The organism is Fuscovulum sp., assembly GCA_035192965.1.
Lineage (GTDB): Bacteria > Pseudomonadota > Alphaproteobacteria > Rhodobacterales > Rhodobacteraceae > Paragemmobacter.
This window is the reverse complement of record CP136571.1, coordinates 2,736,132-2,760,515: the sequence shown is the minus strand read 5'-3', so window position 1 is coordinate 2,760,515 and position 24,384 is coordinate 2,736,132. Positions and strand designations below refer to the sequence as shown.

Genomic DNA, 24,384 nt, shown 5'->3' with positions numbered 1-24,384 from the left:
GCCTTGCGTGGGGCGGAAAAACGCGGTAATCGGGCGACGGTGTGCCTCTATAGCTCAGCTGGTAGAGCACCTGATTTGTAATCAGGGGGTCGGGGGTTCGAGTCCCTCTGGGGGCACCATTTCATCCCACTTCCTATGCATATCGACAGAGCGCCTGCGGTTCCGGCGGTGATTGAGGTTTTGTGCGTAAGTCCTTGCAGGCGCTGGGTTAATTCTTGGGATTTCGGCCAAAGGGCGGTGCCGCTGGTGGTGCAGCGCGTGGTGCAGACGGCTGTGCATACGCACGGTGCTGCCAGAAGGCGTTAACCATGGCGTGAGTCGGGTCGCAGAGCGTGAAAAGGCCGCCCAGGGGGCGGCCTTTTCGTTAGAACGGGGCGTTGATTACTGGGCGGCTTTGGCGCGGTTGGCGACGATCAGGTGATCGGGGCCGTAGGGGAAGCCCGTGATGTTGCGGTTGCCCTTGTTGTTGTCGTCGGTGATGACGAGGATGTCATGTTCGCGGTAGCCGCCTGCGCCGGGAAGGTGGTTTGGGATGGTGATCATCGGTTCCATCGACACGACCATGCCGGGTTCCAGCACGGTGTCGCAATCTTCGCGCAGTTCAAGACCGGCTTCGCGGCCATAGTAGTGGCAGAGAACCCCGAAGCTGTGACCGTAGCCGAAGCTGCGATACTGCAGCAGGTTTTCCGCCGCGTACATTTCGTTCAACTCTTTCGCGATGTCCGAGCAGCGGTTGCCGGGGACCAGCAGTTCCTTGCCGCGATCATGGACCTTGCAGTTGATTTCCCAGAGCCGCAGGTGTTCGTCAGTGGCGGTCTCAGCAAAGAGCGTGCGCTCCAGCGCGACGTAATAGCCTGCCACCATCGGGAAGCAGTTGAGCGAGAGGATATCGCCGCGTTCGATGCGGCGCGAGGTGACGGGGTTGTGCGCGCCGTCGGTGTTGATGCCGGATTGGAACCAGGTCCAGGTGTCCATGAGTTCGCCCTCGGGCCAGACTTTGGCGATTTCGCGGACCATGGTGGCGGTGGAATGCAGCGCCACCTCATGTTCCGGAACGCCCACTTGTGCCGCCTCGACGCAGGCGGCGCCGCCGATATCGGCGATGCGGGTCATCTTTTCGATATGGACGATTTCCTCGGCTGATTTGATCATCCGCAGGCGCATGGCGGGGGCGGCGATGTCGACGAATTCCATATGGGGGAATTCGTGCTTCAGCAGGGCCAGCGTGTCGATCGTGATGTGATCGTATTCGATGCCCAGCCGTTTAACCCCGCCCGTCAGTTGGCGGATGGCGTGGAAATAGTTGTCCTTTTGCCAATCGGTATAGGTGACGTTCTTGCCGCCGAAGGTGCGCCGCCAAGGCTGGCCGCCATCAATGCCGGCCGAGATTGAGGTGGAGATCGTATGATCGACCAGCAGGCCATAGCGGCGGCCGAACAGGCAGAACATGAAATCGGAATAGTAGTTGATGTTGTGGTAGCTGGTGAAAAGGGCGGCGTCGATGTTGAGGCCTGACATGACGCCGCGGACGGCATCGAGGCGGCGCTGCATTTCTGAATCGCTGAATGTCGGCGTGGGCCGGGTGCCGTTGCCGGTGTAATCCTGAAGTCGTTCGCGCTGCATGGCGTTTCCTTTTCGTGTCGGGTTGCGGCGCAGGGTCGGGGCAAAGGGGGCGATTGTCAAAAGAGGGTTTCTCATGTGATGTGTGAGAAATTCTCATTCGACCGAAGGGCGTGTTTCATGCAGATTCCCCTGAATTCCTTGCGTGCGTTTGAGGCAGTGGCGCGGACGGGATCGTTCAAGGCGGCGGCGGAGTTACTTTTTGTCACGCAATCTGCGGTCAGCCATCAGGTGCGGCATCTGGAGGAGTGGCTGGGCGGGCCGTTGTTTGACCGCGAGGGCGGGCGGCCAAGATTGCGGCCCGAGGGGGCGGAACTGGCGCGGGCGGTGAGCCTGTCGCTGGCCGAGATGGAGGCGGCCTGCAACCGGGTGCGCGACGGGCGGCGGGTGGGGCCGCTGGTGATTGCGGCAATTCCGTCGGTGGCGGTGTGTTGGTTGATCCCGCGTTTGGCGGGGTTTCGGGCGGCGCATCCTGAGGTGGAGATACGGGTGATCTATGCGATGCATGGGCGGGACATGGATTTTCGCGATGTGCATCTGGCCTTTGTCTTTGCCAAGGGCAAGCCGGAGGGGGAGGCGGAGGCTTTTCTGCCGGGGGTGAGCGTGCCGGTGTGCAGCCCGGCCCTGCTGGGCGGCGCGCGGGCAGGGCGGGAGGCGGGATATCTGCCGTCAGAGGTGCTGGCGCTGGGGCTGCTGCATGACACCGACCTGAGCGGGTGGGCGGCGTGGTTCCGGCGGGCGGGGGTGCCGATGCCGATGACGGATTCAAGCCGCAAGGGCGCGGCGGTGTTTGAGGATTTCAACCTGCTGCGCGCGGCGGCGTTGGCGGGGCAAGGGGTGGCACTTTGCCCGCTGGCGATGATCCGCCCGGATCTTGAGGCGGGACGATTGGTGCAATTGTCGGATGTGTCGGTGCTGGAGGATCATGGCTATCATCTGGTGACGGGGTCGATGGGCGCGGATGCGCGCATCCGGGCCTTTCGCGATTGGGCCTTTGCGGCGCGGGACGGGGCGACAGGATAAGGCGATGGAGAACAGCGTGACCGCGAATTTCATACCCAAGGGCGTGGCCCATGTGGCGGTGGCCAAGGCGGGGGACCCGCTGCGGATGACCTTTGTGCTGTTGCCGAACTTCTCTCTGATCGCGTTTTCTTCGGCCATCGAGCCGCTGAGGATCGCCAATCAGCTTGCCGGGCAGGTGCTGTTTGAATGGGAGGTGGTGTCGGAGACGGGGTTGCCGGTGGCCTGTTCCAACGGGGTGAAGTTGCAGGTGGACGGGGCGCTGGGGGAGACGCGGCCCAAGGCGATGGTGTTTGTCTGTGCGGGGGTGGAGCCGGAGAAATCGGCCAGCCGCAAGGTGGCGGATTGGCTGCGCGGGCAATGGCGGCAGGGGCGGACAGTGGGGGGGCTGTGCACCGGGGCCTATGCGTTGGCCAAGGCGGGGATATTGGAGGGGCGCAGTTTCACCCTGCATTGGGAGAACCTGCCGCCGTTCATGGAGACCTTCGCCCATCTGCGGCCTTTGGAGCAGCTTTACTGCATCGACGGGCGTATCCTGACGAGTGCGGGGGGCGCGGCGGCGACGGATCTGTTCATCGAGATCGTAGCGAAGAATTACGGGGACAAGCTGGCGGATGCGGTGCTGAAGATGTGCCTGCACGGGCAGCAGCGGCCTGCCGATCTGCGGCAACGGATGTCGTTGTCATCGACGCTGGGTATTCGCAACCCGGTGTTGGTAGAGGTGATCCGGCAGTTCGAGGAGAACCTAGAGCAAGGGGTTGAGATCGAGGCGCTGGCGGCATCGTTGGGGGTGTCGCGGCGGCAGGTGGAGCGGTTGTTCCAGCGGTATGTCGGCATGTCGCCCAAGCAATACCTGAACGGGTTGCGGCTGGAGCGGGCGCGGGCGCTGTTGACGGAGACGGATATGCCCGTGGCGGAAGTGGCCTATGGCTGCGGGTTCAATGCGACGAACACGTTTACCAAGGCGTTCCGGCAGCGCTATGGCGTGTCGCCCCGGCGGCTGTCGAGCCGGCATGGTGGGGCTGTGGCCTGAGCGGCGGCGCGGTCAGGTAGAGGTGGGGGGCGTGTGCGCCTCGAACCAGTTGCAGGTGGCCTCGAGTTCGACATCGCGGAAGTCGATCCCCGGCAGGACCAGCACGGTGGAGGGATCATCGGTGATCTGGCCTGCGACGAAGACCGAGGCTTCGGGGCGGGCGTCGGTGACGGAGACGACGAGGCGGCCAAGCTGTTCCAGCGATTGCGAGGAGCCTGCGGCAAAGCCGAAGATGCGGTCGGTGGAGCCTTTGAAATGTTCGCAAAGCTCTTCGTTGGTGTAGCCGATGAGAAGCGTGATGTCCCAGCCGCGGGCGCGGAAGACATCGGCGGCAGCAGAGATGGCAAGAGTGTGCATGTCGCCCGGCACGAGGGCGAAGGTGGCCGATTTGCGCAGGCCGTGATCGGGCATGGCGGCGGGGCGGCGGCGGTAGCGCAGGAAGGAATAGATGCGCGATGCCCCGGTGGTGGCGGCCTGATAGGTGACGGTGCCAGCGTTCCACAGCGCGCCGATTTCGCGGGCGATGGGGCCGAGCCGTTCGGACAGGAACCAGTCAAGCTCGCGCAGCGGATCGTCCAGTGCCTCGAGCGCGGAAAAGGCGTCGGCCTCGGACCCGGAGGTCAGGACAAGGGCAGCGGATTTGACGGCCTCCAACTCGCGCGCTTCGCGCAGTTCGGCGGCGCGGCGGGCCACGCGTTGCAGAACCTCGGCCGCCAGCGAGGTGACATGACCGCGCGAGTCGCCGTGGCGTTTCTTGCCAGAACTTTGTTCTGTCAGAGTCCTGGCAAGGTTCTGGTCGTCGTATTCGGATGGCATTCTGATTATCGGGGGCTGTAAGACGCCCCTCTCCGGTTCCCTGTCATAATGGGGACACAGGCGGGGTTGGAAGTCAATCCGGGAATGCCCGCCGGGGGCGTGCGGGCCGCCTTGCGGGGGGCGGCGTTTGGACCCAGAAAGGGGCGGCACAGGTGCGGCGCGCGGGGGCGGATATGGCGGAAAATTCGGGGGAACGTCTGGCGTTAATTGATGTTGCGCGGACGGTGGCGCTGGTGGGCATGGCGGTGTTTCACTTTGCGTTCGATCTGGAATTGTTCGGGTATCTGGCACCGGGCACCTCGGTCAGTGGTGGATGGGCGGTGTTTGCGCGGTTGGTGGCGGGGTCTTTCCTGTTTCTGTCGGGGGTGAGTCTGGTTCTGGCGCATCGCGGCGCGATTCGCTGGCCGGGGGTATGGCGACGGTTGGCCAAGCTGGCGGCGGCGGCAGCGCTGGTCACAGGGGCGACCTATATCGCCTTTCCGCAGGCCTTTGTGTTCTTCGGCATCCTGCATTCCATCGCGCTGTGCGGCCTGATCGGGCTGGCGCTGATCCGGCTGCCGGGGGTGGTGTTGCTGGGGCTGGCCGTGGCGGTGGTGGTGGTGGACCGGACGGTGATGCTGGAGGCGTTCAACACGCGCTGGCTGGCCTGGACGGGGCTGAACAGCGTGAACCCCTGGGCGGTGGATTTTGTGCCGGTCTTTCCGTGGCTGGGCGCTGTGCTGGCCGGGATGGGGGTGGGTAAACTGGCCGGGGCGGCGGGGCTTTGGGATCGGGCGCGGGCTGTGCAGGCCGGGCCGTGGTTGCGGCGGCTGGCCTGGCCGGGGCGGCATTCGTTGCTGATCTATCTGGCCCATCAGCCCGTGCTGATCGGGCTGGTCTGGGCGGGGACGATGGCGCTGCGGTGATCAGCGCTGGCTCCGTCGGCGCTGGCCCTGTCGGCGCTGACTTTGTCAGCGCAGGCGCAGCGCGCGGCGGCCGATCGCGCTGACCGAGACGGCAATCAGAATGATTGCGCCCACCAGAACCTGACGGATGTAGCTGTCCACTTGCAATTGCGTCAGGCCGTTGTCGAGCACGCCAAGGGTGATGACGCCCGCCACGGTGGCCAGCACATGCGGTTGGCCATCGCGGGTGACGGTCATGCCAAGGAAAACGGCGGCGATGGCGGTGAGCATCAGCCCATCGCCCTGCACCGGATTGGCCGAGGCTACGCGGGCGGCATACATCAGCCCGGCGATGGCCGCGCCCAGCCCGGTGATGGCAAAGGCCGACAGGCGCAGGGCGCGGGTGCGGACACCGGCCAGACGCGCGGCCTCGGCATTGCCGCCGATGGCATAGAGGCGGCGGCCATAGGTGGTGTGTTCAAGGATCACCCAGATGATGAGCGTGATGAGCGCCGCCAGCAGCGTGAGCGCGGGCAGGATCAGGGGTTTGTCGTCCAGCGTGCCGATGGGCAGACCGCCGCGTGCGAAATCGGCAAAGGCTTGGGGGATATCGCGGCCGAAGATGGTTTTGCCGTCAGAGATCAGGAAGGCTGCGCCGGAGAACATGGTGAGCGTGGCCAGTGTGGCGACAAAGGGCAGAATGCCGATCAGGCTGACCAGCACGCCGTTGAACAGCCCGCCGATGACGCCCGCCAGAAGCGCCGCAATGATCGCGGCGGCGATGGGCCAATCCTGCGTGAAAAGGATGGCGGCGATGACCCCAGCGAGCGAGGCCATGGCCCCGACCGACAGATCGAAATCGCCCATGACCATGACGACGGTCATGGTGACGGCGACGACGGTGAGCATTGAAAGCTGTTGGCTGATATTGAGCCAGTTGCGCGCTGTCATGAAGGTGTCGGGCAGCGCGATCCAGAAGAAGACGATGATCGAGGCCATGCCGAGGAGCGAGCCATAGCGTTTGAGAAGGGCGGCCATGGTCAGGTGTCCTTTGCGTAGCAGGCGGCGAGGAGAGCAGCCTCTGACAGCCCCTCGGCCGGTAGGGTGGCGGTGATCCGGCCCGCAGTCAGGATGGCGATGCGGTCGGATAGGCCGATGAGTTCGGGCAGGTCGGAGGAGACGAGGATCACGGCGGTGCCTTGGGCGGCAGCGGCGCGGATCAGGGTGTAGATGTCAAATTTTGCGCCCACATCGACGCCGCGCGTGGGTTCATCCAGCAGAAGAAGGCGCGGATTGGCGGCCATGGCGCGGGCAAAGAGCACCTTTTGCTGATTGCCGCCGGACAGTTCTGCCACGGGCTGGGTGGGACCGGTGGATTTGAGGCGGACCTCATCCGACAGGCGGCGGGTGAGGGTGGCGGTGGCGGTGCGGCTGACAAACCCTGCGCGGGAGAGGCGGGAAAGGTGCGGCAGGGCGATGGTTTCCGACAGGGCGCGGGCGGGCATGATGCCTTCGGCCCGGCGTTCGCGGGGGATATAGGCGATGCCTGCGGCCCATGCGGCGGTGGGGGTGGTGGGCAGGGGCTGGCCGTTGAGGGTGGCGGTGCCCGTGCGGGGGAGAGCGCCGATGAGCGCGCGCAGCAGGGCGGCGCGGCCAGAGCCGGAGAGACCCGCGATGCCAAGGATTTCGCCTTTGGACAGGTCGAGGGACAGGCCGCGCAGGCCGGGGGCGTGCAGGTTGCTAAGGGTGAGGATGGGGGGTGTGGCGGGTTGCTTTGTGCGCGGGGGGAAAAGGTCGGACAGGGCGCGGCCTGTCATGTCATGGATGATCTGGTCGCGGGTGGTCTCGGTCCGCTGGCGGGTGGCGATATGGGCGCCGTCGCGCAGGGTGGTGATGCGATCGGCCAGCGCCATCACCTCATCCATCCGGTGGGAGACGTAGAGGATGGCGGACCCTTGGGCCTTGAGCGTGGCGATGGCGGTGAAGAGGCGGGCGGATTCGGCATCGGTGAGGGCGGCGGTGGGTTCATCAAGGACATAGAGCCAAGGGGCGGGGTCGGCGGGCAGGAGGGTGGCGGCGATGCGGACCAACATCTGATCGCCGGGGCCGAGGCTTGCCATCAGGGTATCGGTGGGGATGTGATCCACACCGAGGCGGGTGAGGGCCTGATGGGCGGCGCGGTGCAGGGCGGACCAGTGGACGAGGCCGAGGCGGCGGGGATAGGGGCGGGCGAGGTGCATGTTTTCCGCCACGTCCAGTGCCGGGATGATCTGCAATTCCTGATGCAGGAAGCGGAAGCCTGCGGCGGTGGCCGCAGTTGGGGTGCCGAGGGGAAGGGGGGTGCCGTCCAGCAGGATGGTGCCGGCGTCAGGCTGTTCCAGCCCGGCGAGGATGCGGATCAGGGTGCTTTTGCCCGCGCCGTTTTCGCCCATCAGGGCATGCACCTCACCCCCGCGCAGATCGAGCGCGGCCCCGGTGAGGGCGCGGGTGGGGCCGTAGGATTTGACAAGGCCCGTGATGGACAGGTGCGGCATGGCGGTCAGGGACCGGGTGTGCGGGGGGCAGTTGGCCCCCCGTCTGCCCGGTATCATTCGGCGGCGTTGGCCGAGGTGATCAGTTTGGTGGGAACGTAGATCACGTTGGCCTTGAGGGTTTCCCCGGCCAGCACGCGGGCGACGGTATCGGCAGTCGTGGTGCCGATGCCTGCGAAATCCTGCGCGATGGAGGCTTCGAAATTGCCGCCGGTGGCGATGGCGTCGCGGGCCTGCGGGTTGGCGTCGATGCCGGTGATGACGATGCCTTCACCCTGACGTCCTGCCGCCTCGATCGCTTGCAGCGCGCCGAGAGCGGGCTGGTCCCAAGCGGCCCAGACGGCCTTGATGCTGCCGGGTTCGGGGTTGGCGGCGAGGATCGCCTCCATCTTGGCGCGGCTGTCGGCGATGCCGCCATCCGAAACATCGGGGGTGACGCGATCAAGAACCGCGATGTCGGGGTGGTTCTTGAACACGGCGTCGGCGATGGCGCCGCGCACCTGCACGGGGGGGAAGGCGTCAAAGACGAACATCACCACATTGCCCGCGCCGCCGATGCGGTTGGCGACATAGACGGCGGTTTCGGCCGCCATGGCATAGCCGTTCGAGGTGACATTGGCCTTGATGCGCGGATCGGCCCCGGCATCCATGCCGAAGACGGGGATATTTGCCGCGACGGCAGCATCGAGCCCTGCGCCAACCTGCGCGGGATCGACGTTCAGCACGATGGCATCGACGCCCTGCGTGGCGGCATCCTCCATGCGCGAGATCACGGCGGCCACGTCACCGGCGGTGTCGATCACGTTGACCGTCCAGCCGAGTTCCGCCGCGCGGGCCTCAAAAGCCTCGACATAGAATTGGGTGCCGGGTTGCGACAGGTAGGGGGTGATGACGGCGACAGTTTCGCCTTCGGCCCAGGATGCGCCTGCGAAACCCGTGAGGGTGAGGGCGAGGGCGAGGCTGCGGGTCAGCCGGGTTGCGGTGGATGTGGTCATCAATGGTGTCTCCCTTTGGCTGTCCCGGCCGTCTGTTCATCTTGCGGGCGGTGATCTTGCGGGGGAATGATTGTCAGGCCAGTCTGGCCCCGTCCAGTGGTATTCGGCGGGGGGTGGGATGCGGGATCGGGTGATCGGGATTGATGTGGGGACCACATCGGTCAAGGCGGTGATGCTGGGGCTGGATGGGCGACGTCTGGCCGCGTTTTCGGCCCCTTATCCTACCTCGCGGCCTGGTAGCGGGCGGGTGGAGCAGGACCCGCAGGATTGGCTGCGGCTGGTGCAGGCGGCGCTGGCGCAGTTTGCCGAGGTGGCGGGCGGCGAAGTGGCGGCGATCTGCGTGACCAGTCAGGTGAATACGCATGTCTTTGCGGACCGGGCGCTGGAGGTGCTGCATCCGGCGATTGTCTGGCAGGACGGGCGGGCGGCGGCGGCAGGGGCGGCGATTGATGCGCAGGTGAGCGTGGCGCAGAAGGTGGATTGGCTGGGTGCGCCGATCCCGGTGGATGCGAGCCATGCCTTGGCCCGGATGGGATGGATGCAGGCGGCGCATCCCGAGATTTGGGCGCGGACAGCGCATGTGCTGTTGCCGCGTGACTGGATCGTGGCGCGGCTGACGGGTGTGCTGGCCTGTGATCCGATGTCATCGGTGGGGTTGGTGACGCCGGGGCTGGACTATGCGGCGGGGCTGATCGACCTCGTGCCAGGGGCGGCGGGGCGATTGGTGCCGCTGGCCGATCCGCAGACTGTCGTGGGGCAGGTGGGCGCGGCGTGGCCTTTTGCCGGGGTGCCAGTCGTGCTGGGGATGATGGATGCCTGGGCGAGCCTGTTCGGCCTTGGCGTCGCGCGGCAAGGCGAGGGGATGTATCTGTCGGGCACGTCTGAGGTGTTGGGCGTGGTGTCGGCGCAGGTGGTGGCGGAGCCGGGGGTGATCGTCTTTCCCGATTGGCGCGGGGTGCGCTTCCATGCGGGGCCGACGCAATCGGGCGGCGCATCGCTGGACTGGGTGGCGCGGATGGTGGGGCGGGAGCCGGACGCGGCGCTGGCGATGGCGGCAGAGGTGGCAGAAGATGCGCCGCTGTTCCTGCCGCATCTGGCTGGGGAGCGTGCGCCGATCTGGGATGCGGCCTCACGCGGGGGATTTGCTGGGCTGAGTGGGGGCACCGGGCCGGCCGAGATGGTGACAGCGGTGCTGGAAGGGGTGGCGTTTTCGGCGCGGCTGGCCTTTGAGGCGCTGGAACGGTCCGGCGCGGCGCGGGTGGCGGTGATCCGGGCGGGGGGCGGCGGGTTTGCGTCGGACTTGTGGGCGCAGATGCGGGCGGATGTGTTCGGACGGCCCCTGTGCCGGGTGGCGGGGCGCGATCCGGGCGCGGTGGGGGCTGCGGTGATGGCGGGGGCGGGCATCGGCCTGATGGCGGATCTGGCGACGGCGGCGGGCGCCCTTGTGCAGACGGACCGGGTGTTCGAGCCGCGCGAGGAAGCGGCAGCGCGGGCCGAGCGGCGCTATGCGATCTGGCGCGGGATGTATGGGGCGCTGCGGCCCATCAACCATGCTTTGGTGGGGTGAAGTGCGCGGGCAGAAGGCCGGATCAATCGGAGGTACGGGCGTCTGCTGAACCGCGCAGATGGAAGAAGAAGCCGGTGACCACTTCGGGGCTGGCGCGGTCGATGGCATCATCGGCCACCTCGGCCTGTGTCCAAATCCAGGTGGCGGCGGGATCGTGTAGCATGGCCCAATCGGCGAAGATGCGGTCCTGCGCCGGTTCCGACACATGCAGCTTTACCTCAAGGTGGCGGTCGTCGCGGGCGATGCGGCCCAGCGTGTTGCGGACCTTTTCTTCGGGGCCTTCGAGCCATTGAAGATAGATGTCGGCCCGGCAGATCAGCGCGCCGGTGATACCGTCGCGCTGGTTCAGGCGGCGGGCCTGGTCGAGGATGCCGTGCAGAACCCCGGCGTCAAAGCCGAAGGGGCGCGAGCTGTAGATGGCCCGGAACAGGGTCATGGTGTCGCCTCTTTTGAAAAGGGTGGGGTCGGCGCGAAGGGTCTTGCGTCGGGAAGGATGGATCAGTCCCGCAGGCGGATGAGGCGATCCAGTTCGCGGTAGGCCGAGGGGGCATCGGTGAAGATCAGGTCGATATCGGCAAGGGTGCGCAGGCGTTTGGCGTCGACCGTGGCGGAGGGGGCCACGCCGATGATCGCCTCGGGCACAACAAGGCGCATGGCCACGACGAGCCGCACCAGCGCATCAAGCCGCTGTTCGGTGCTGAGCGAGAGGCCGATGATCAGGGGATGGGTGCGTTCCACATGGGCCATGAGCGCGTCATGGTTGGTGGCGGTTTGAAGGTCGATCTCCCATCCCGCGTCGCGGAAGATGTCGGCGGCGACGGTGATGCCGATGCCGTGGTCTTCGCCGGGGACGGTGGCGAAAAGGGCAGAACGGCGGATGTCGAACCGGACTCGCTGGGCCGATCCTTCGGCGCGCAGGGCGCGCATCAGGGCGTAAAGGTGGCCGGTGCCAATGGTGACCTGAAGGAAGGAGAAGCGGTCTTCTTCCCAGCCTTGGCCAAGATGGCGCGCGGCCCCGGTGATGTAGCCAAGATAGACGGCCTGGCGCGTGACGCCTTCGTCCCGGCGATCCTGAATGAAGCGGAGCGAGGCGTCGGAGCCGGGTTTGACCAGCGCGTCGCAAAAGGCGGCGATGCTGTCTTCGGCGATGACGGGGGCATCGAAGAGGGGGTCCTGCGACCGGAAATCTGCCAGTCGGCGCACGATATCCGTGGCCAGCGCGCCCACCGCATCCGGGGCGAAGGCACCGCGTTTCGCCGCAAAGAGCGACGCGGTGCGCGTGAATACCTCGGGGTCGAGTGACGCTTGCCGTCGTGCCATCGCAATTCTCCCCTAGGGGTTGAACATACCGAGGCAGGCCAACCGTTCAAGCGATTTTATGCCATCGCGGTGGTTCTTTTGGCGGAGGGTTGCAGGCGGCGCGGGGGGCGCCGCCTGTTGCTGCGGGGAAGGGAAATGGCGGGTCAGGCGGCGAGGCTGGCCGTCGGACCCTGGGGTTCCCAGTCAAGCCCCGGGCGGTAGCGGGCGGTGATCTGCCCGTCGGTGAGGGCAAAGAGGTGGAGCCAGCCGTTATCGAACAGCTGACGCAGGCCGTCATGCTTGCGCAGGATGGCGGTGATGGCGTCGGCGGGGGCTTCGACCATCACCGACAGGCGCAGCGCGTCATGGGCGGGGGCGTTGCCATCGTGGATGGTCTGGAACGGCAGGCCGGGGCGGAGGAGGCCGCCATTGCCTTCGACCACGCCGATGCCGCCCACGACATTGTGGATCAGCTTGTTGCCGCCGCCAAAGACCTGCGGCGCGACGGTGGAGCCGTAGTATTGCAGGCTGATCCAGCTGGCCACCACCACCGGGGCAGTAAGGATCAGTTCCAGCGTGGCGAAGCCCTGATCGGTGGTCCAGTCATAGCTGTGCAGGAAGGCGCGGCCGCCCAGATCGCGCCCAGTGGTGGCGCTGCGGGGGGCGGCGATGAAGGCGGCGCAACCGGCAAGGCCCCATTCGGGGCGCAGCTCGGCCCAGTCAGCGGCGCGTTTGGCGATGCTCTGCGCTGTGGCACCGGGCAGCCGCAGGGCGCGTTCGGCGCGGGCGAGGTGGCCAGCAGTGGCGAGCCAGCTTTCGGCCTGCGCCAGATCGGCGGTGTGATCGGGGGCGGGGGTGTCGCGATAGAGCGTGACCTTGTCCGTCACCGTATCATGCAGGCCTGCCACGAAAAGCGTGTCGGCGGGCAAGGTCAGCCCCAGTGCGGGCAGGCCTGCGCGGGTTTCGGGATCGTTGAGGAGGCAGGCCAACAGCCGGGCCGACACCTCGCCCGTCTGGCCGCAGCACGCGCCGCAGTGATAGGCGCTTTCATGCGGGTTGTTGGTCAGTTGTGCGCCGTGGCCGATGAGCAGGACAAGCCGGGCATGGCCTGTGGTCAGGCTCATGGCGCGCAGGACGGTGGCGGCGGTTTGCGCCTTTTGATCGGCGGTCAGGCCACCTTCGATTTGCGGCAGGGGGCCGGGGGGCAGCCCCTCTGCCCCCAGACCCAGCGCGTCGCGGACAAGCTTGCCGCCGTAAAGCGGACCGGCGGCTTCGACAAAGGCGAAGGAGGAGACAGCGGCCTGCCGGAACCGGCCCCAGGCACGTTTTGCCCGCGCGGTGATGCGGGTGGCGGATTCGCTGGCTGCGCCGGAGTGGCTGGTGGAGGTGAGGGCGGGGTTCAGAAGGGCGGGCAGATGGGCCTGCACCTCATCCGTGCCTTGCGGGCGGTGGGCGACGGGCAGGCCGAAGAACCCGGCGAAGCCGAGGGTTTCGGTGCCGCCATCGAGCGATTCCAGCGCGCGGCGCAGCACTTCGGACCGGACGTCGATGCAGAGGGCGGCTTGCAGTGCGGGGCGACCCGTTTGCAGGACCGGCCCCGACAGGAGCGCGGCAAGCTTGCGCTGATGCGCGCGTTCGGCGGCGTCTTGCAGGATGGCATCGACGGCCTGATCGGGGGTGGCGGCAACCTCGGCCGCATGGGCGGCGACGGTGGCGGCCCAGTCGGTGGCCACAATGGGGGCGTGGGCGAGCAGCGCCTCATCCCAGAGAAGGCGGATGGCCAGAAGATCGGTCAGCGTGGCATCGGTGCCGCCTTTCAACTCGGCCTGCCACAAGAGCCAGCGCGCGTGCTGCGGCCAGCCGCCCAGATCGACGAGCAGACGGTGGAAGGCGGTTTCAGCGGCGGGAAGGGTGAGGCCAAGCCGTTCGGCAGCGCGCAGGACGGCGCGTTCGGCGGTGTCGGGGGCCTCTGCCACGAAGGCGCTGAAGCCCGTCAGGCCTGCGATTTCGGGGGTGAGGTCATGGGTGGCCCATTCCCGCCATGCGGCAAAGGCGCCTTGGCCCGAGCGCGGCGTCCAGAGCGCCTGACCGCGATCGAAATAGCCTGCCGCCCAGAGGCCGAAGCTGCGGGCGAGGATGGCGGGCCAATCGGTGCTGGTGGCGCGGGCGGCCAGATCGGCGACGGTGGGCAGGGCATCCTGTGGGGGGGCGGGCAGGTGCATCCGGGCCTTGAGCCATGCCAGATCGAGCGGCTTGACCGGCGAGGGCGAGGCGATCAGGGCGGCGGCCAGATCGTCATCGGTGATCTCGCCCGCGGTGACCCGCGCGGCGAGGGCGGCACGGGGCAGCGTGAGGGGTGCGCCTGACACCCGCGCCAGCCGCGCAGATGCGGTGGCGAGATCGGTGTGGGTCTGGCCGAGGAAGGGGTTGACCGCCACGGTGGCATCCAGCGGAAAGGCCGGGGGGATGGCGCGGGCGGCGGATTCTGCCGCCGTGAGGAACTGTGAGGCGAGGGAGGGGGCAATCGCGGTATGCTTGAGGAACATGTCGGGTTTCCTTGATCGGTGTGTCCGAGGTGCAGAGATGTGGGGATCAGGATTTGGGGGCCGTGCGGAAGCCGCCGATCAGGCGATCCAGCAAGGCGTTGAGGTACAGGCCATTGGCCAGATGCACCCGCAGCCCGGCGGTGGCGGGGTGATGCGCCCAGAGCGGGAACAGCGCCTGCGCAAAGGCCACGAGGCCGAAGGTCAGGATCGCCAGCACGATGAGCGCCCATTCCAGCGCCCCGGCGACGGGGGTGGCGGGCAGCGACGCGCCCCAGATGGTTTGCGCCACGACCTGAAAGCCAAAATAGGCCAGTGCCGTGGCGACAGACGCCGCCATGGTGCGTTGCGTCAGGGCGGCGGGGGCGGCATCGGCCAGACCTTGCGCGATGAGGTAGGACACGCCGAAGATCAGCATGGCCCCGAGCGCCAGAGCCTGCGGTGATTTATCCCCGACCAGCAGGGTGAAGCCCGTGGCCACGACCCCATAGAGCACCAGTGCCAGCGCGAAGGAGCGTGCGACAGCGGCCAGTCCCGGCACGGCGACCGGCCCCGGTTTGCGGATGGCGTTCACCGCCTGCACCGCGCCGCCCGAGGACAGGAAGGCATGTGCCTTGTAGAGCGAATGCGCCACGATGTGCAGCAGCGCCAGCGCCCAGAGGCCAAGCCCACATTGCAGCAGCATGAAGCCCATCTGCGCCACGGTGGACCATGCCAGCGCCGTTTTCACCGCGCTTTGCGTGAGCATGACAAGGCCGCCAAACAGCGCGGTGAAGCCGCCGATAATCACCAGCGCCGCCATGGCGCCGGGGCTGTGCTGCACCAGCCCGGCGAGGGTGATCAGGAGCACGCCGCCGGAGTTGATGATACCTGCGTGGAGCAGGGCGGAGACGGGGGTGGGGGCCTCCATCACCTCGGTCAGCCAGCCGTGGAGGGGGAAGGCGGCGGTTTTCAGCGCAGCGGCAAGGACAAGAAGGGCTGCGGCGAGCTGCGCGGCGGGGGGAAGGCTGCCCATCTGGGTAAGTGCGGCGATGTTGAGCGTGCCGAAGCTGTTCCACAGCAGAAGTGAGGCGAGGATGAGGGCAAGGTCACCCGCGCCCCAGACGCGGATGAATTTGGCGGCGGCGCGCTGCGCCTCGGCCCGGTCGGGGTAGAAGAGCAGAAGTTGCCGCAGGACCAGCCCGGTGGCGATGAAGCTTGCCACCAGAACCGGCAGGCTGGCCGCGGTGACGAGCACGAGGACGGCGGAGATGGCGGCCAGCGTGAGGCCGTGGAAGCGGCCTTCGCGCGCCTCGCCATCCAGATAGCGGCGGGCGTAGCGGACCACGACCCAACCGACAAAGGACACAAGGAGTGCCATGGTGACGCTGATGGCGTCGAGCCGCAGGAGGGCGGTATCGCCCAGGGCCAAGACCTGCGCGCCGCCGGCCCAGAGCTGCGCCAGACCGGCAAGGGAAAGGGCGAGGGTGGCGAGGGTTGCGGCCTCGGCCAGTGCGGGCAGGTGGCCGGGGCGGCGGCCGGGACGGGCGAGGAAGGGCAGAACGGCCGCAAGCAGGATGAGCGGGGCGAGAGAGGTGAGGGGAAGGGATGTCATGGCAGGCTCCGGGTCAGGGATCATGGCGCCTGATCTAACGCTTGCCAAATATTTATAAAATTACATATATTATGGCTTAACGTTCGATAGGATAGAACAATGAGCCAATTGAACCTGCACCATTTGCGCCTGTTCCGGGCGATTGCCGGGGATGGCACGCTGACCGGGGCGGCGCGGGGGTTGAACCTGTCGCAATCGGCGCTGTCGACGCAGTTGCGCGCGCTGGAGGCGTCGCTGGGGCAGGATTTGTTTGAGCGGCGGGGGCGGGGGTTGGTGCTGACCGAGGCGGGGCGGATCGCGCTGGACCATGCCGAGGCGATCTTTCGCACGGTGGATGATCTGACGGCGACCTTGCGCGAAACCGGGCGGGCGCGGCGGGCGTTGCGGGTGGGGGCGCTGGCCACGCTGTCGCGCAATTTCCAGATGCAGTTCCTGCGGCCCCTGATCGGGCGGGGCGATGTGGAAGTGGTGCTGCGGTCGGGGTCGCAGGATGAATTGCTGCGCGGGTTGGAGGGGTTGGCGCTGGATGTGGTGCTGACGAACCTTGCTCCGGCTCGGGATGCGGCGAGCCAGTGGTTGGTTCACCGGATTGATGAGCAACCTGTCAGCCTGATCGGGACGCCGGGGCGGTTGGGGGCAGATCGTTTGGGGCTGCGCGAGTTGCTGGCCACGCAGCCATTGATCGCGCCGACGCGCGAGACGGGGTTGCGCGCGGCCTTTGACGCGCTGGCGGCGCGGCTGGAGGTGACGCCGATTCTGGCCGCAGAGGTGGACGACATGGCGATGATCCGTCTGCTGGCGCGGGCGGATGCGGGGCTGGCGATCATCCCGCCGATCGTGGTGCGCGATGAGTTGCAATCGGGCGCGCTGGTCGAGGCGGCGCGGCTGGACGGGATCAGCGAGACCTTCTTTGCTGTCACGCAGGAGCGGCGGTTTCCCAATCCCCTGCTGGCCGAGGTGTTGCATCGGTAAGGGATGTGTTTGCGCGGGCTTAGGCGCGCCGTCACCCTTCGTAGCGCTGTTGCAGGGAGCCTTCGACCTGGGCCGCGAATTTGGCGGCGGCGACGGGGAGGGTCCGGCCTCGGAGTTGGCACAGATAGAGGCGGCCTTCGGGAATGTCGCGGGTATCGACGGGGCGGGAGGTGACGCCTTCGGCGGAGGCGTCATCGGGCAGGCCGATGGGGATCTGGAAGGAGATGAGCTGTTCCTGCGCGGGGTAGCGGCGCAGGAAATCGAAATTGTCGGATTCCAGCATCGCGCGCAGGCGGATGGAAAAGCGCACGAGGGCGAGGTCGATCAGCGCACGCACGCCGTATTGCGCGGTCGGCAGCCCCACCGGAAAGGCTGCGCAGTCGCGCAGGCGGACAGTGTCGCGCGTGGCAAGCGGGTGATCGGCGGCCATCACGGCGTGGATCTGCTGGCGGACGGAGGCGAGGATCTGCACCTCGGACAGACGGATGGGTTCAAAGATGAGTGCGAGGTCGGCGTCATGGGCGACGAGCGCCGCCTCGGCGGCGGCGCGGTCGCGCAGGTGGACGGCGAAGGTGACGCCGGGATGATCGCGCCGGTAGCGGCCGATCTGTTCGGGCAGGAAGAAGGGCAGCAGCGCCTGTGAACAGGCGATGGAGACATGGCCGCGCCGGGCGCCGGCGAGATCGGCTAGCTGGCTGCGCAGGCGTTCGAAATCCGAAGCCTGATGGCGCAGGTGGGTGACGAGAAGCTCTCCCGCCGTGGAGAGGCGCACGCCGCGCGGTAGGCGTTCGAAGATGGGAACGCCCAGCTCCTCTTCCAGCGCCAGCACGCGGCGGTTGAGGGCTGTGGAGGTGATGGCCAGCGCCTCGGCCGCCTTTCGGATGGAGCCCGCGCGGGCGATCACGTCGATGAATTGATGGGGCGTGAGGTTGCGCATGAGTGATGCATTTCTTGCAGCGGTTAAGTGCAAACTTAGCACAAGACGGCATCGGTGCAATTCCGCATTCTGCATTGCAGAAACAATGGATAGGGCGAGTCGCGGTGGGAAACAGCCGGGACAGCACGCCCCCGAACCCCAACATGGAGAGTGCGAATGACCGATTTCCGCCTGACCTCCCGTCACCTTGCCACACCTGCGCTGCTGTCGCGGCGCGATCTGTTGCGCGGCACTGCTGCGCTGGGCGGGATGGCCGCCCTGTCCATGGCGCTGCCGGGGGCGGCGCGGGCGCAATCAGGGCTGACTGTGGGGTTCATCTATGTCGGCCCGCGGGATGATTTCGGCTATAACCAGTCGCATGCCATCGGCGCTGCGGCGGTGAAGGCGATGGAAGGCGTGACTGTGGTCGAGGAGGAGAATGTCCCCGAGACACAGGACGTGCAGAAGTCGATGGAATCCATGATCAATCTGGACGGCGCGACGCTGCTGTTTCCCACGTCTTTCGGCTATTTCGACCCCCATATCCTGACGCTGGCGCCGAATAACCCGGATGTGCGGTTCCAGCATTGCGGCGGCCTGTGGTCGGCCGACAAGCATCCGGCCAATGCGGGCAGCTATTTCGGCTATATCGGGATGGGGCAGTATCTGAACGGGATCGCGGCGGGGCATGCGTCGGTTTCAAAGAAGATCGGCTTTGTCGCGGCCAAGCCCATTCCGCAGGTGCTGTTGAACATCAACTCCTTCCTGCTGGGGGCGCGGTCGGTGGATCCGTCGATCACCTGTCAGGTGATCTTTACCGGTGAATGGTCGCTGGCAGTGAAAGAGGCCGAGGCCACGAACGCGCTGGTGGATGCGGGTTGCGACGTCATCACCTGCCATGTGGACGGGCCGAAGGTTGTGGTGGAGACGGCGGCGGGGCGTGGGGCGTTCGTTTGCGGCTATCACGCGGATCAGTCGTCGCTGGCACCCGAGAAGTATTTGACCGGGGCGGAATGGAACTGGGCCAAGGTCTATACGGATATGGTGACGGCCACGCTGGCGGGTGAGGCGATCCCGAATTTCGTGCGCGGTGGTCTGGCAGATGGATTCATCAAGATGTCGCCGCTGGGTCCGGCCGTACCGGAGGCGGGACGCGCGCAGTTCGAGGCGGTGAAGGCCGAGATCGAGAAGGGCGGGTTCAGCGTGATCAAAGGGCCGCTGAAGGACAATCAGGGCAATGTGGTGGCGGCCGATGGCGAGGCCTTCCTTGAGACGGATCCGGTGCTGGAGGGCATGGGATACCTTGTCGAGGGTGTGATCGGGTCGACGTCGTAAGGGGCCGGGGCGATGGCGATGGTCGAGGCGCAGGTGACAGGGGGCGGGGCCATGGCGGCCCTGCGCCGTGCGGAACCGGTGGTGATCCCGGTTCTGGCGCTTCTGGCGGGGCTGGCGGTGTTTGCGCTTTTCCTGCTGACGCAGGGCCGGTCGCCCATCGCGTTTTTCGGCTATGTCTGGCAGGGGGCCTTTGGTTCGGCCTTTTCCTGGATGAACACGCTGTCACGGGCGGCGCCGCTGTTGCTGGCGGCGCTGTGCGTGGCTTTGCCTGCACGGCTGGGCCTTGTGGTGATCGGGGGCGAGGGCGCCATCGTTCTGGGCGGGTTGGCCGCCGGGGCGGTGGCCCTGCCGCTCGCGGGGGTGCCTGCGGTGATCGGGCTGCCGCTGATGGCGGCAAGTGCGATGGCGGTGGGCGCGGTCTGGATCGGGATGGCCGGGGCGCTGCGCCATTACCGGGGGGTGAACGAGACGATTTCAAGCCTTCTGCTGGCCTATATCGCGATTGCGCTGATGAACCATCTGGTCGAAGGGCCGCTGCGCGACCCAGAAAGCCTGAACAAGCCATCGACTGCGCCGCTGGATGAGGCGCTGCGGGTGGGCATGATCCCCGCAATGGATGTGCATTGGGGCCTTGTTTTCGGGGCTATAGCCTGCGTCGTGGCCTGGGTTTTGGTGGAGCGGACGCGGTGGGGCTTTGCAGCGCGGATCGCGGGCGGGAACGTGCGCGCGGCAGAGGTGCAGGGCCTGCCCGTGGGGCGGCTGATCCTTGGGTTTACCGCGCTGGGCGGGGCCTGTGCAGGGTTGGCGGGGTTTTTCGAGGTGGCGGCGGTGCATGGGTCGGCCAATGCGTCGCTGGCGGCGGGATATGGCTATACGGGCATCCTGATCGCCTTTTTGGCGCGGCATAACGGGATGGCGATCCTTCCGGTGGCAATTCTGCTTGCAGGGTTTGATGCGTCATCGGGCCTAATCCAGCGGCGGATGGACCTGCCCGATGCCACGATGCAGGTGCTGCAAGGGATCGTGTTCATGGCGATCCTGATGTCGGACGCGGCCTATGGGCGGTTGGCGTTCTTCAAGGCAAAGGGGTAGGGCGATGGAGTATGACCTTGGCCTTTGGGCCGTGCCCCTGGCCGTGCTGGGCGGGGCGATCCGGGTGTCGACGCCGATCCTGTTCGTATCGCTGGGCGAGATGCTGACGGAACGGTCGGGGCGGATCAATCTGGGGTTGGAAGGCACGCTCGTCTTTGGCGCGATGGCGGGCTATGCGACCGCCGTGGTGACGGGTGACCCGTGGGCCGGGGTGGTGCTGGCGGCGCTGGCGGGCGCAGTGTTCGGGCTGGTGCATGGGCTGATCTGTTCGATGGCGAAGGTGAACGACATCGCCATCGGGATTGCGATGATGCTGCTGGGAACGGGGCTGGCCTTCTATTTCGGCAAGCCCTTCATCCAGCCGGTGGCGCCTGACCTGCCGTCGATCCCGTTCGGCTGGTGGTCGGAGGTGCCGCAGGTGCAGGCGGCGCTGAATGTGAATGTGCTGTTTCTGGTGGGCATCGCGGCGGCGCTGGTGCTGCATTGGGGGCTGCGGTCCACCAAGCCGGGGCTGATCCTGCGGGTGGTGGGCGACAGCACCGATGCGGCGCGGGCGATGGGGCTGCGGCCTGCGGTGATCCGGACGATGGCGACCGCGCTGGGCGGGGCCTTTGCGGGGGTGGGCGGGGCCTATCTGTCGCTGTTCTATCCGGGCAGCTGGAATGAAGGGATTTCGAGCGGGCAAGGGTTGATGGCGGTGGCGCTGGTCATCTTTGCGCGCTGGCAGCCGATGAACTGCTTCTGGGCGGCGCTTCTGTTCGGCGGGGCGGGGGCGCTGGGCCCGGCGCTGCAATCGGTTGGGGTGACCGAGGGGTATTACCTGTTCTACGCCGCGCCATACGTTCTGACGCTGGGCGTGCTGATCGCCACGTCTTCGCCCAACCGTGCGCTGGCGGGTGCGCCGGGCGAGCTTTCCATCACAAAATGAGGGGCAGGATGACCACGATAGACGCCAATCCCTATGCCTGGCCGTGGAACGGCGATCTGCGGCCGGAGAATACCGCGCTGGTCATCATCGACATGCAGACCGATTTCTGCGGCAAGGGCGGTTATGTGGACATGATGGGCTATGACCTGTCGATGACACAGGCCCCGATTGCGCCGATCAAGGCGGTGCTGGAGGCGATGCGGGCCAAGGGATACCACATCATCCACACGCGTGAGGGGCATCGGCCCGATCTGGCCGACCTGCCGCCCAACAAGCGGTGGCGCAGCCAGCAGATCGGGGCGGGGATCGGCGATCCGGGGCCGTGTGGCAAGATCCTGATCCGGGGGGAGCCGGGGTGGGATATCATCCCCGAGCTTTACCCCCTGCCGGGAGAGGCGATCATCGACAAGCCGGGGAAGGGGTCGTTCTGCGCCACCGACCTTGAGCTGATCCTTCGGACGCGGGGCATCGACAACCTGATCCTGACCGGGATCACCACGGATGTCTGCGTGTCCACCACCATGCGCGAGGCGAATGATCGGGGCTTTGAATGCCTTGTGTTGGCCGATTGCTGCGGGGCGACGGATGCGGGCAACCATGCGGCGGCGTTGAAGATGGTCACCATGCAGGGCGGTGTCTTTGGCGCGGTGAGCGACAGCGCCACATTGATCGGGGCGCTGGCATGAGGCCGCCTGTTACCGGCATCGGGGCCGAGCCACACGCCCCCGGCGCGCTGGAGGTGGAAACGGTGGGAATGACCATGCGTTTCGGGGCCTTTACCGCGCTGGAGGATGTGTCGATCCGGGTGGCGCCCGGCACGTTTCACGCGTTGCTGGGTGAAAATGGCGCGGGCAAATCCACGCTCGTGAAGTGCATCATGGGGTTCTACCACGCCACGGCGGGGCAATTGCTGGTGGGGCGGCGCGAGGCAGAGATTGGCGATCCGCGCGATGCGCGCGCGCTGGGCATGGGGATGGTTTATCAGCATTTCACGCTGGTGCCGTCGCTGAGCGTGGCCGAAAACCTTGTCATCTCGCGCGCGGATGCGCCGGTGGTGATCGACTGGGCGAAAGAGCGGGCGGGGCTGGAGGCGTTCATGGCGGCCATGCCCTTTCGCGTGCCGCTGGATCAGCCAGTGGCGCGGCTGGCGGCAGGGGAAAAGCAGAAGCTGGAGATCTTGAAGCAGCTTTATCTGGGCAGCCGGTTCCTGATCCTGGACGAGCCCACGTCCGTGTTGACGCCCGATGAGGCGGATGAGGTGCTGGGCCATGTGCGTGGGCTGTGCGAGGCGGGGCAGATTTCGGTGCTGATGATCACCCACAAGTTCCGCGAGGTGACGGCCTTTGCCGATGAGGTATCGGTGCTGCGGCGCGGGCGGTTGGTGGGGCAGGGGCATGTGGCCGATCTGAGCCATGCACAGATGGCGGCGATGATGATCGGGGCGGAAAAGGAACAGCGCCCGATGTCGCGCAGCGGCGCGCGCGGCGCACCCGTGCTGGAGGTGCGGGGGGTCAAGGCGGCGGATCGGTCGGGATTGAAGGAGATCGCCATTGAAAGCCTGACCGTGCATGCCGGAGAGATCGCGGGCATCGCCGGGATTTCAGGCAACGGGCAGATGGAATTGATGGAGGTTTTGACCGGGCAGCGCGCGCCACGGGCGGGCGAGATCCGGGTACAGGGTGTGCCTTACGGCGCGACGCGGGCCGAGGCGCAGGCTCATGCGGTGCGCTATCTGCCGGAAGAGCCGCTGCGCAATGCCTGCGCGCCGCGGATGAGCGTGATCGAGAATATCGCCTTTCGCAGTTTCGACCGGGATGGTGCGGGGCGGCGGTTCTGGCTTTCGGCCAACCAGATGCGGGCGGCGGCGCGCGATCTGATCGGGGCGTTCAAGGTGAAGGTGGCCGATCCGGACGGGCCGATTGCGGCGCTGTCGGGCGGGAATGTTCAACGCGCGGTGCTGGCGCGGGAATTGACCGGCGAGGTGAAGCTGCTGGTCATTTCCAACCCCTGTTTCGGGCTGGACTTTGCCGCCGTGTCCGAAATTCGCGCGCGGATCGTGGCGGCGCGCAATGCGGGGGCGGCGGTTCTGCTGATGAGCGAGGATCTGGACGAGGTGCTGGAACTGTCGGACCGGGTGCTGGTGATGTCGGAGGGGCGGATCACCTATGAGGTGCCCGCCGCCGAGGCGAAGATTGCCGAGATCGGGCATTACATGGGCGGGCATGCGGCATGAGCGGGATGCGGGTGATTGCGGCGGCGCAGCCGTTCCCTTTTGCCTTTGACCGGGCGAAGACGGCGGTGATCGTCATCGACATGCAGCGTGATTTCGTCGAGCCGGGCGGTTTTGGCGAGACGCTGGGCAATGACGTGACGCGGTTGCAGGCGATCATCCCCACGGTTGCCGCTTTGATCGGGGGGGCGCGGGCGGCGGGGGTGCCGGTGATCCATACGCGGGAATGCCACCGCCCCGATCTTTCCGACCTGCCGCCCGCCAAGCGGGACCGGGGCAATCCGCGCCTGCGGATTGGCGACGAAGGGCCGATGGGGCGTATCCTGATCGCGGGCGAGCCGGGGGCGGATATCGTGCCGGAATTGTACCCCGTGGCGGGCGAGGTGGTGATCGACAAGCCGGGGAAGGGGGCGTTTTACGCCACTGACCTTGGCGCGATCCTGGCGCGGCTGGGGGTGACGACGCTGATCTTTGCCGGGGTGACGACCGAGGTTTGCGTGCAAACCACCATGCGCGAGGCGAATGATCGCGGGTTTCAGTGCCTGCTGGCCGAGGATTCGACCGAAAGTTACTTCCCCGAGTTCAAGGCGGCGGCCATTGCCATGATCCGGGCGCAGGGGGCCATTGTCGGCTGGACGGCCACCACCGCCGAGATCGTCGAGGCGCTGCATGGATGATCCGCAGGCCTTTGCCGCGCTGTTGATGGACTGGCGGCGGCAAGAGTTCCTTCCCTTTCGCGAGGGTGTGGAAATCGCCGTCCTGCGTGCGGGGGCGCCGGGGGTGGCGCTTTTGCGCTATGCGCCGGGGGCGGGGGTGCCGCGCCATCGGCATCCGGCGCTGGAGACGATCCTTGTGCTGGAGGGGGTGCAGAGCGACGAGCGGGGGGATTATCCTGCCGGGTCGCTGATCCTGAACCCCGAGGGGACGGAGCATTCGGTGTGGTCCGAGACGGGCTGCACGGTGCTGATCCAGTGGAACCTGCCTGTGGAATTCGTGACCTGAGAATGAT

22 protein-coding genes and 1 tRNA gene are annotated in these 24,384 nt (G+C 66.8%); 13 read left to right on the top strand and 10 right to left on the bottom strand.

What is annotated here, in order from left to right; translation table 11 throughout:
• Positions 1-43 precede the first annotated feature (43 nt).
• Positions 44-119, top strand: a tRNA-Thr gene (locus RSE12_13535).
• A 262-nt stretch (positions 120-381) separates the two neighbouring features.
• On the opposite strand, the gene RSE12_13530 is transcribed toward RSE12_13535, so the two are convergent.
• Positions 382-1,623, bottom strand: a complete 1,242-nt coding sequence (locus RSE12_13530) for an aminopeptidase P family protein (protein ID WRH61399.1) — start codon at positions 1,621-1,623, stop codon at positions 382-384.
• Positions 1,624-1,740: 117 nt separating this feature from the next.
• Here RSE12_13530 and RSE12_13525 point away from each other — a divergent pair, with 117 nt between their 5' ends.
• Positions 1,741-2,643: a LysR substrate-binding domain-containing protein gene (locus tag RSE12_13525; GenBank protein ID WRH61398.1), complete on the top strand. Its 903-nt coding sequence runs from the start codon at positions 1,741-1,743 to the stop codon at positions 2,641-2,643.
• Between the two features lie 16 nt (positions 2,644-2,659).
• Complete coding sequence (locus RSE12_13520; protein WRH61397.1) at positions 2,660-3,673, top strand: GlxA family transcriptional regulator; 1,014 nt, start codon at positions 2,660-2,662, stop codon at positions 3,671-3,673.
• A gap of 12 nt (positions 3,674-3,685) precedes the next feature.
• Here RSE12_13520 and RSE12_13515 read toward each other — a convergent pair whose 3' ends face one another.
• Complete coding sequence (locus RSE12_13515; protein ID WRH61396.1) at positions 3,686-4,489, bottom strand: hypothetical protein; 804 nt, start codon at positions 4,487-4,489, stop codon at positions 3,686-3,688.
• A gap of 152 nt (positions 4,490-4,641) precedes the next feature.
• Between RSE12_13515 and RSE12_13510 the strand changes: the two genes are divergently transcribed.
• Positions 4,642-5,394, top strand: coding sequence for a heparan-alpha-glucosaminide N-acetyltransferase (locus RSE12_13510; protein ID WRH61395.1), 753 nt, complete (start codon positions 4,642-4,644; stop codon positions 5,392-5,394).
• Between the two features lie 45 nt (positions 5,395-5,439).
• Here the strand turns inward: RSE12_13510 and RSE12_13505 are convergent, their stop codons facing one another.
• The 3 genes from RSE12_13505 to RSE12_13495 are packed head-to-tail and all read right to left on the bottom strand — an operon-like array spanning position 5,440 to position 8,899.
• Entirely contained in the window at positions 5,440-6,411 is a 972-nt protein-coding gene (locus tag RSE12_13505) for an ABC transporter permease (protein ID WRH61394.1), read from the bottom strand.
• A 2-nt stretch (positions 6,412-6,413) separates the two neighbouring features.
• Complete coding sequence (locus RSE12_13500) at positions 6,414-7,907, bottom strand: sugar ABC transporter ATP-binding protein (protein ID WRH61393.1); 1,494 nt, start codon at positions 7,905-7,907, stop codon at positions 6,414-6,416.
• A 53-nt stretch (positions 7,908-7,960) separates the two neighbouring features.
• A complete protein-coding gene (locus RSE12_13495) occupies positions 7,961-8,899 on the bottom strand; it encodes a substrate-binding domain-containing protein (GenBank protein ID WRH61392.1) in 939 nt (312 codons plus the stop codon).
• Between the two features lie 70 nt (positions 8,900-8,969).
• Between RSE12_13495 and RSE12_13490 the strand changes: the two genes are divergently transcribed.
• Positions 8,970-10,466: an FGGY-family carbohydrate kinase gene (locus RSE12_13490; protein ID WRH61391.1), complete on the top strand. Its 1,497-nt coding sequence runs from the start codon at positions 8,970-8,972 to the stop codon at positions 10,464-10,466.
• Between the two features lie 22 nt (positions 10,467-10,488).
• Here the strand turns inward: RSE12_13490 and RSE12_13485 are convergent, their stop codons facing one another.
• From RSE12_13485 to RSE12_13470, 4 genes are all read right to left on the bottom strand, one after another.
• Positions 10,489-10,902, bottom strand: coding sequence for a BLUF domain-containing protein (locus RSE12_13485; protein WRH61390.1), 414 nt, complete (start codon positions 10,900-10,902; stop codon positions 10,489-10,491).
• Positions 10,903-10,964: 62 nt separating this feature from the next.
• Positions 10,965-11,786 (bottom strand): cobalamin-dependent protein, encoded by an 822-nt coding sequence (locus RSE12_13480; GenBank protein WRH61389.1) that lies wholly within the window; start codon positions 11,784-11,786, stop codon positions 10,965-10,967.
• Between the two features lie 143 nt (positions 11,787-11,929).
• The gene (locus tag RSE12_13475; GenBank protein ID WRH61388.1) at positions 11,930-14,311 is read right to left on the bottom strand and encodes a DUF2309 domain-containing protein; all 2,382 of its coding nucleotides are present in this window, start codon (positions 14,309-14,311) and stop codon (positions 11,930-11,932) included.
• Positions 14,312-14,357: 46 nt separating this feature from the next.
• Positions 14,358-15,902: a proton-conducting transporter membrane subunit gene (locus RSE12_13470; protein ID WRH61387.1), complete on the bottom strand. Its 1,545-nt coding sequence runs from the start codon at positions 15,900-15,902 to the stop codon at positions 14,358-14,360.
• Between the two features lie 99 nt (positions 15,903-16,001).
• On the opposite strand from RSE12_13470, the gene RSE12_13465 reads away from it, so the two are divergent.
• Positions 16,002-16,874: a LysR family transcriptional regulator gene (locus RSE12_13465; GenBank protein WRH61386.1), complete on the top strand. Its 873-nt coding sequence runs from the start codon at positions 16,002-16,004 to the stop codon at positions 16,872-16,874.
• Between the two features lie 31 nt (positions 16,875-16,905).
• On the opposite strand, the gene RSE12_13460 is transcribed toward RSE12_13465, so the two are convergent.
• Positions 16,906-17,811: a LysR family transcriptional regulator gene (locus RSE12_13460; GenBank protein WRH61385.1), complete on the bottom strand. Its 906-nt coding sequence runs from the start codon at positions 17,809-17,811 to the stop codon at positions 16,906-16,908.
• 156 nt (positions 17,812-17,967) lie between these two features.
• Here RSE12_13460 and RSE12_13455 point away from each other — a divergent pair, with 156 nt between their 5' ends.
• The 7 genes from RSE12_13455 to RSE12_13425 are packed head-to-tail and all read left to right on the top strand — an operon-like array spanning position 17,968 to position 24,377.
• A complete protein-coding gene (locus RSE12_13455; GenBank protein ID WRH61384.1) occupies positions 17,968-19,125 on the top strand; it encodes a BMP family ABC transporter substrate-binding protein in 1,158 nt (385 codons plus the stop codon).
• Positions 19,126-19,137: 12 nt separating this feature from the next.
• Positions 19,138-20,217 (top strand): ABC transporter permease, encoded by a 1,080-nt coding sequence (locus RSE12_13450; protein WRH61383.1) that lies wholly within the window; start codon positions 19,138-19,140, stop codon positions 20,215-20,217.
• A 4-nt stretch (positions 20,218-20,221) separates the two neighbouring features.
• Positions 20,222-21,145: an ABC transporter permease gene (locus RSE12_13445; protein WRH61382.1), complete on the top strand. Its 924-nt coding sequence runs from the start codon at positions 20,222-20,224 to the stop codon at positions 21,143-21,145.
• Between the two features lie 8 nt (positions 21,146-21,153).
• Positions 21,154-21,831 carry an isochorismatase family cysteine hydrolase gene (locus RSE12_13440; protein ID WRH61381.1) on the top strand — a complete coding sequence of 226 codons (678 nt, stop codon included), beginning with the start codon at positions 21,154-21,156 and terminating at the stop codon, positions 21,829-21,831.
• On the top strand, positions 21,828-23,378 hold the full coding sequence (locus RSE12_13435; GenBank protein ID WRH61380.1) for an ABC transporter ATP-binding protein: 1,551 nt from the start codon (positions 21,828-21,830) through the stop codon (positions 23,376-23,378). The genes RSE12_13440 and RSE12_13435 overlap by 4 nt, the downstream gene beginning before the upstream one ends.
• Positions 23,375-24,052, top strand: coding sequence for an isochorismatase family cysteine hydrolase (locus RSE12_13430; GenBank protein ID WRH61379.1), 678 nt, complete (start codon positions 23,375-23,377; stop codon positions 24,050-24,052). Before RSE12_13435 ends, RSE12_13430 begins: the two co-directional genes overlap by 4 nt.
• Complete coding sequence (locus RSE12_13425) at positions 24,045-24,377, top strand: cupin domain-containing protein (GenBank protein WRH61378.1); 333 nt, start codon at positions 24,045-24,047, stop codon at positions 24,375-24,377. The genes RSE12_13430 and RSE12_13425 overlap by 8 nt, the downstream gene beginning before the upstream one ends.
• Positions 24,378-24,384 lie beyond the last annotated feature (7 nt).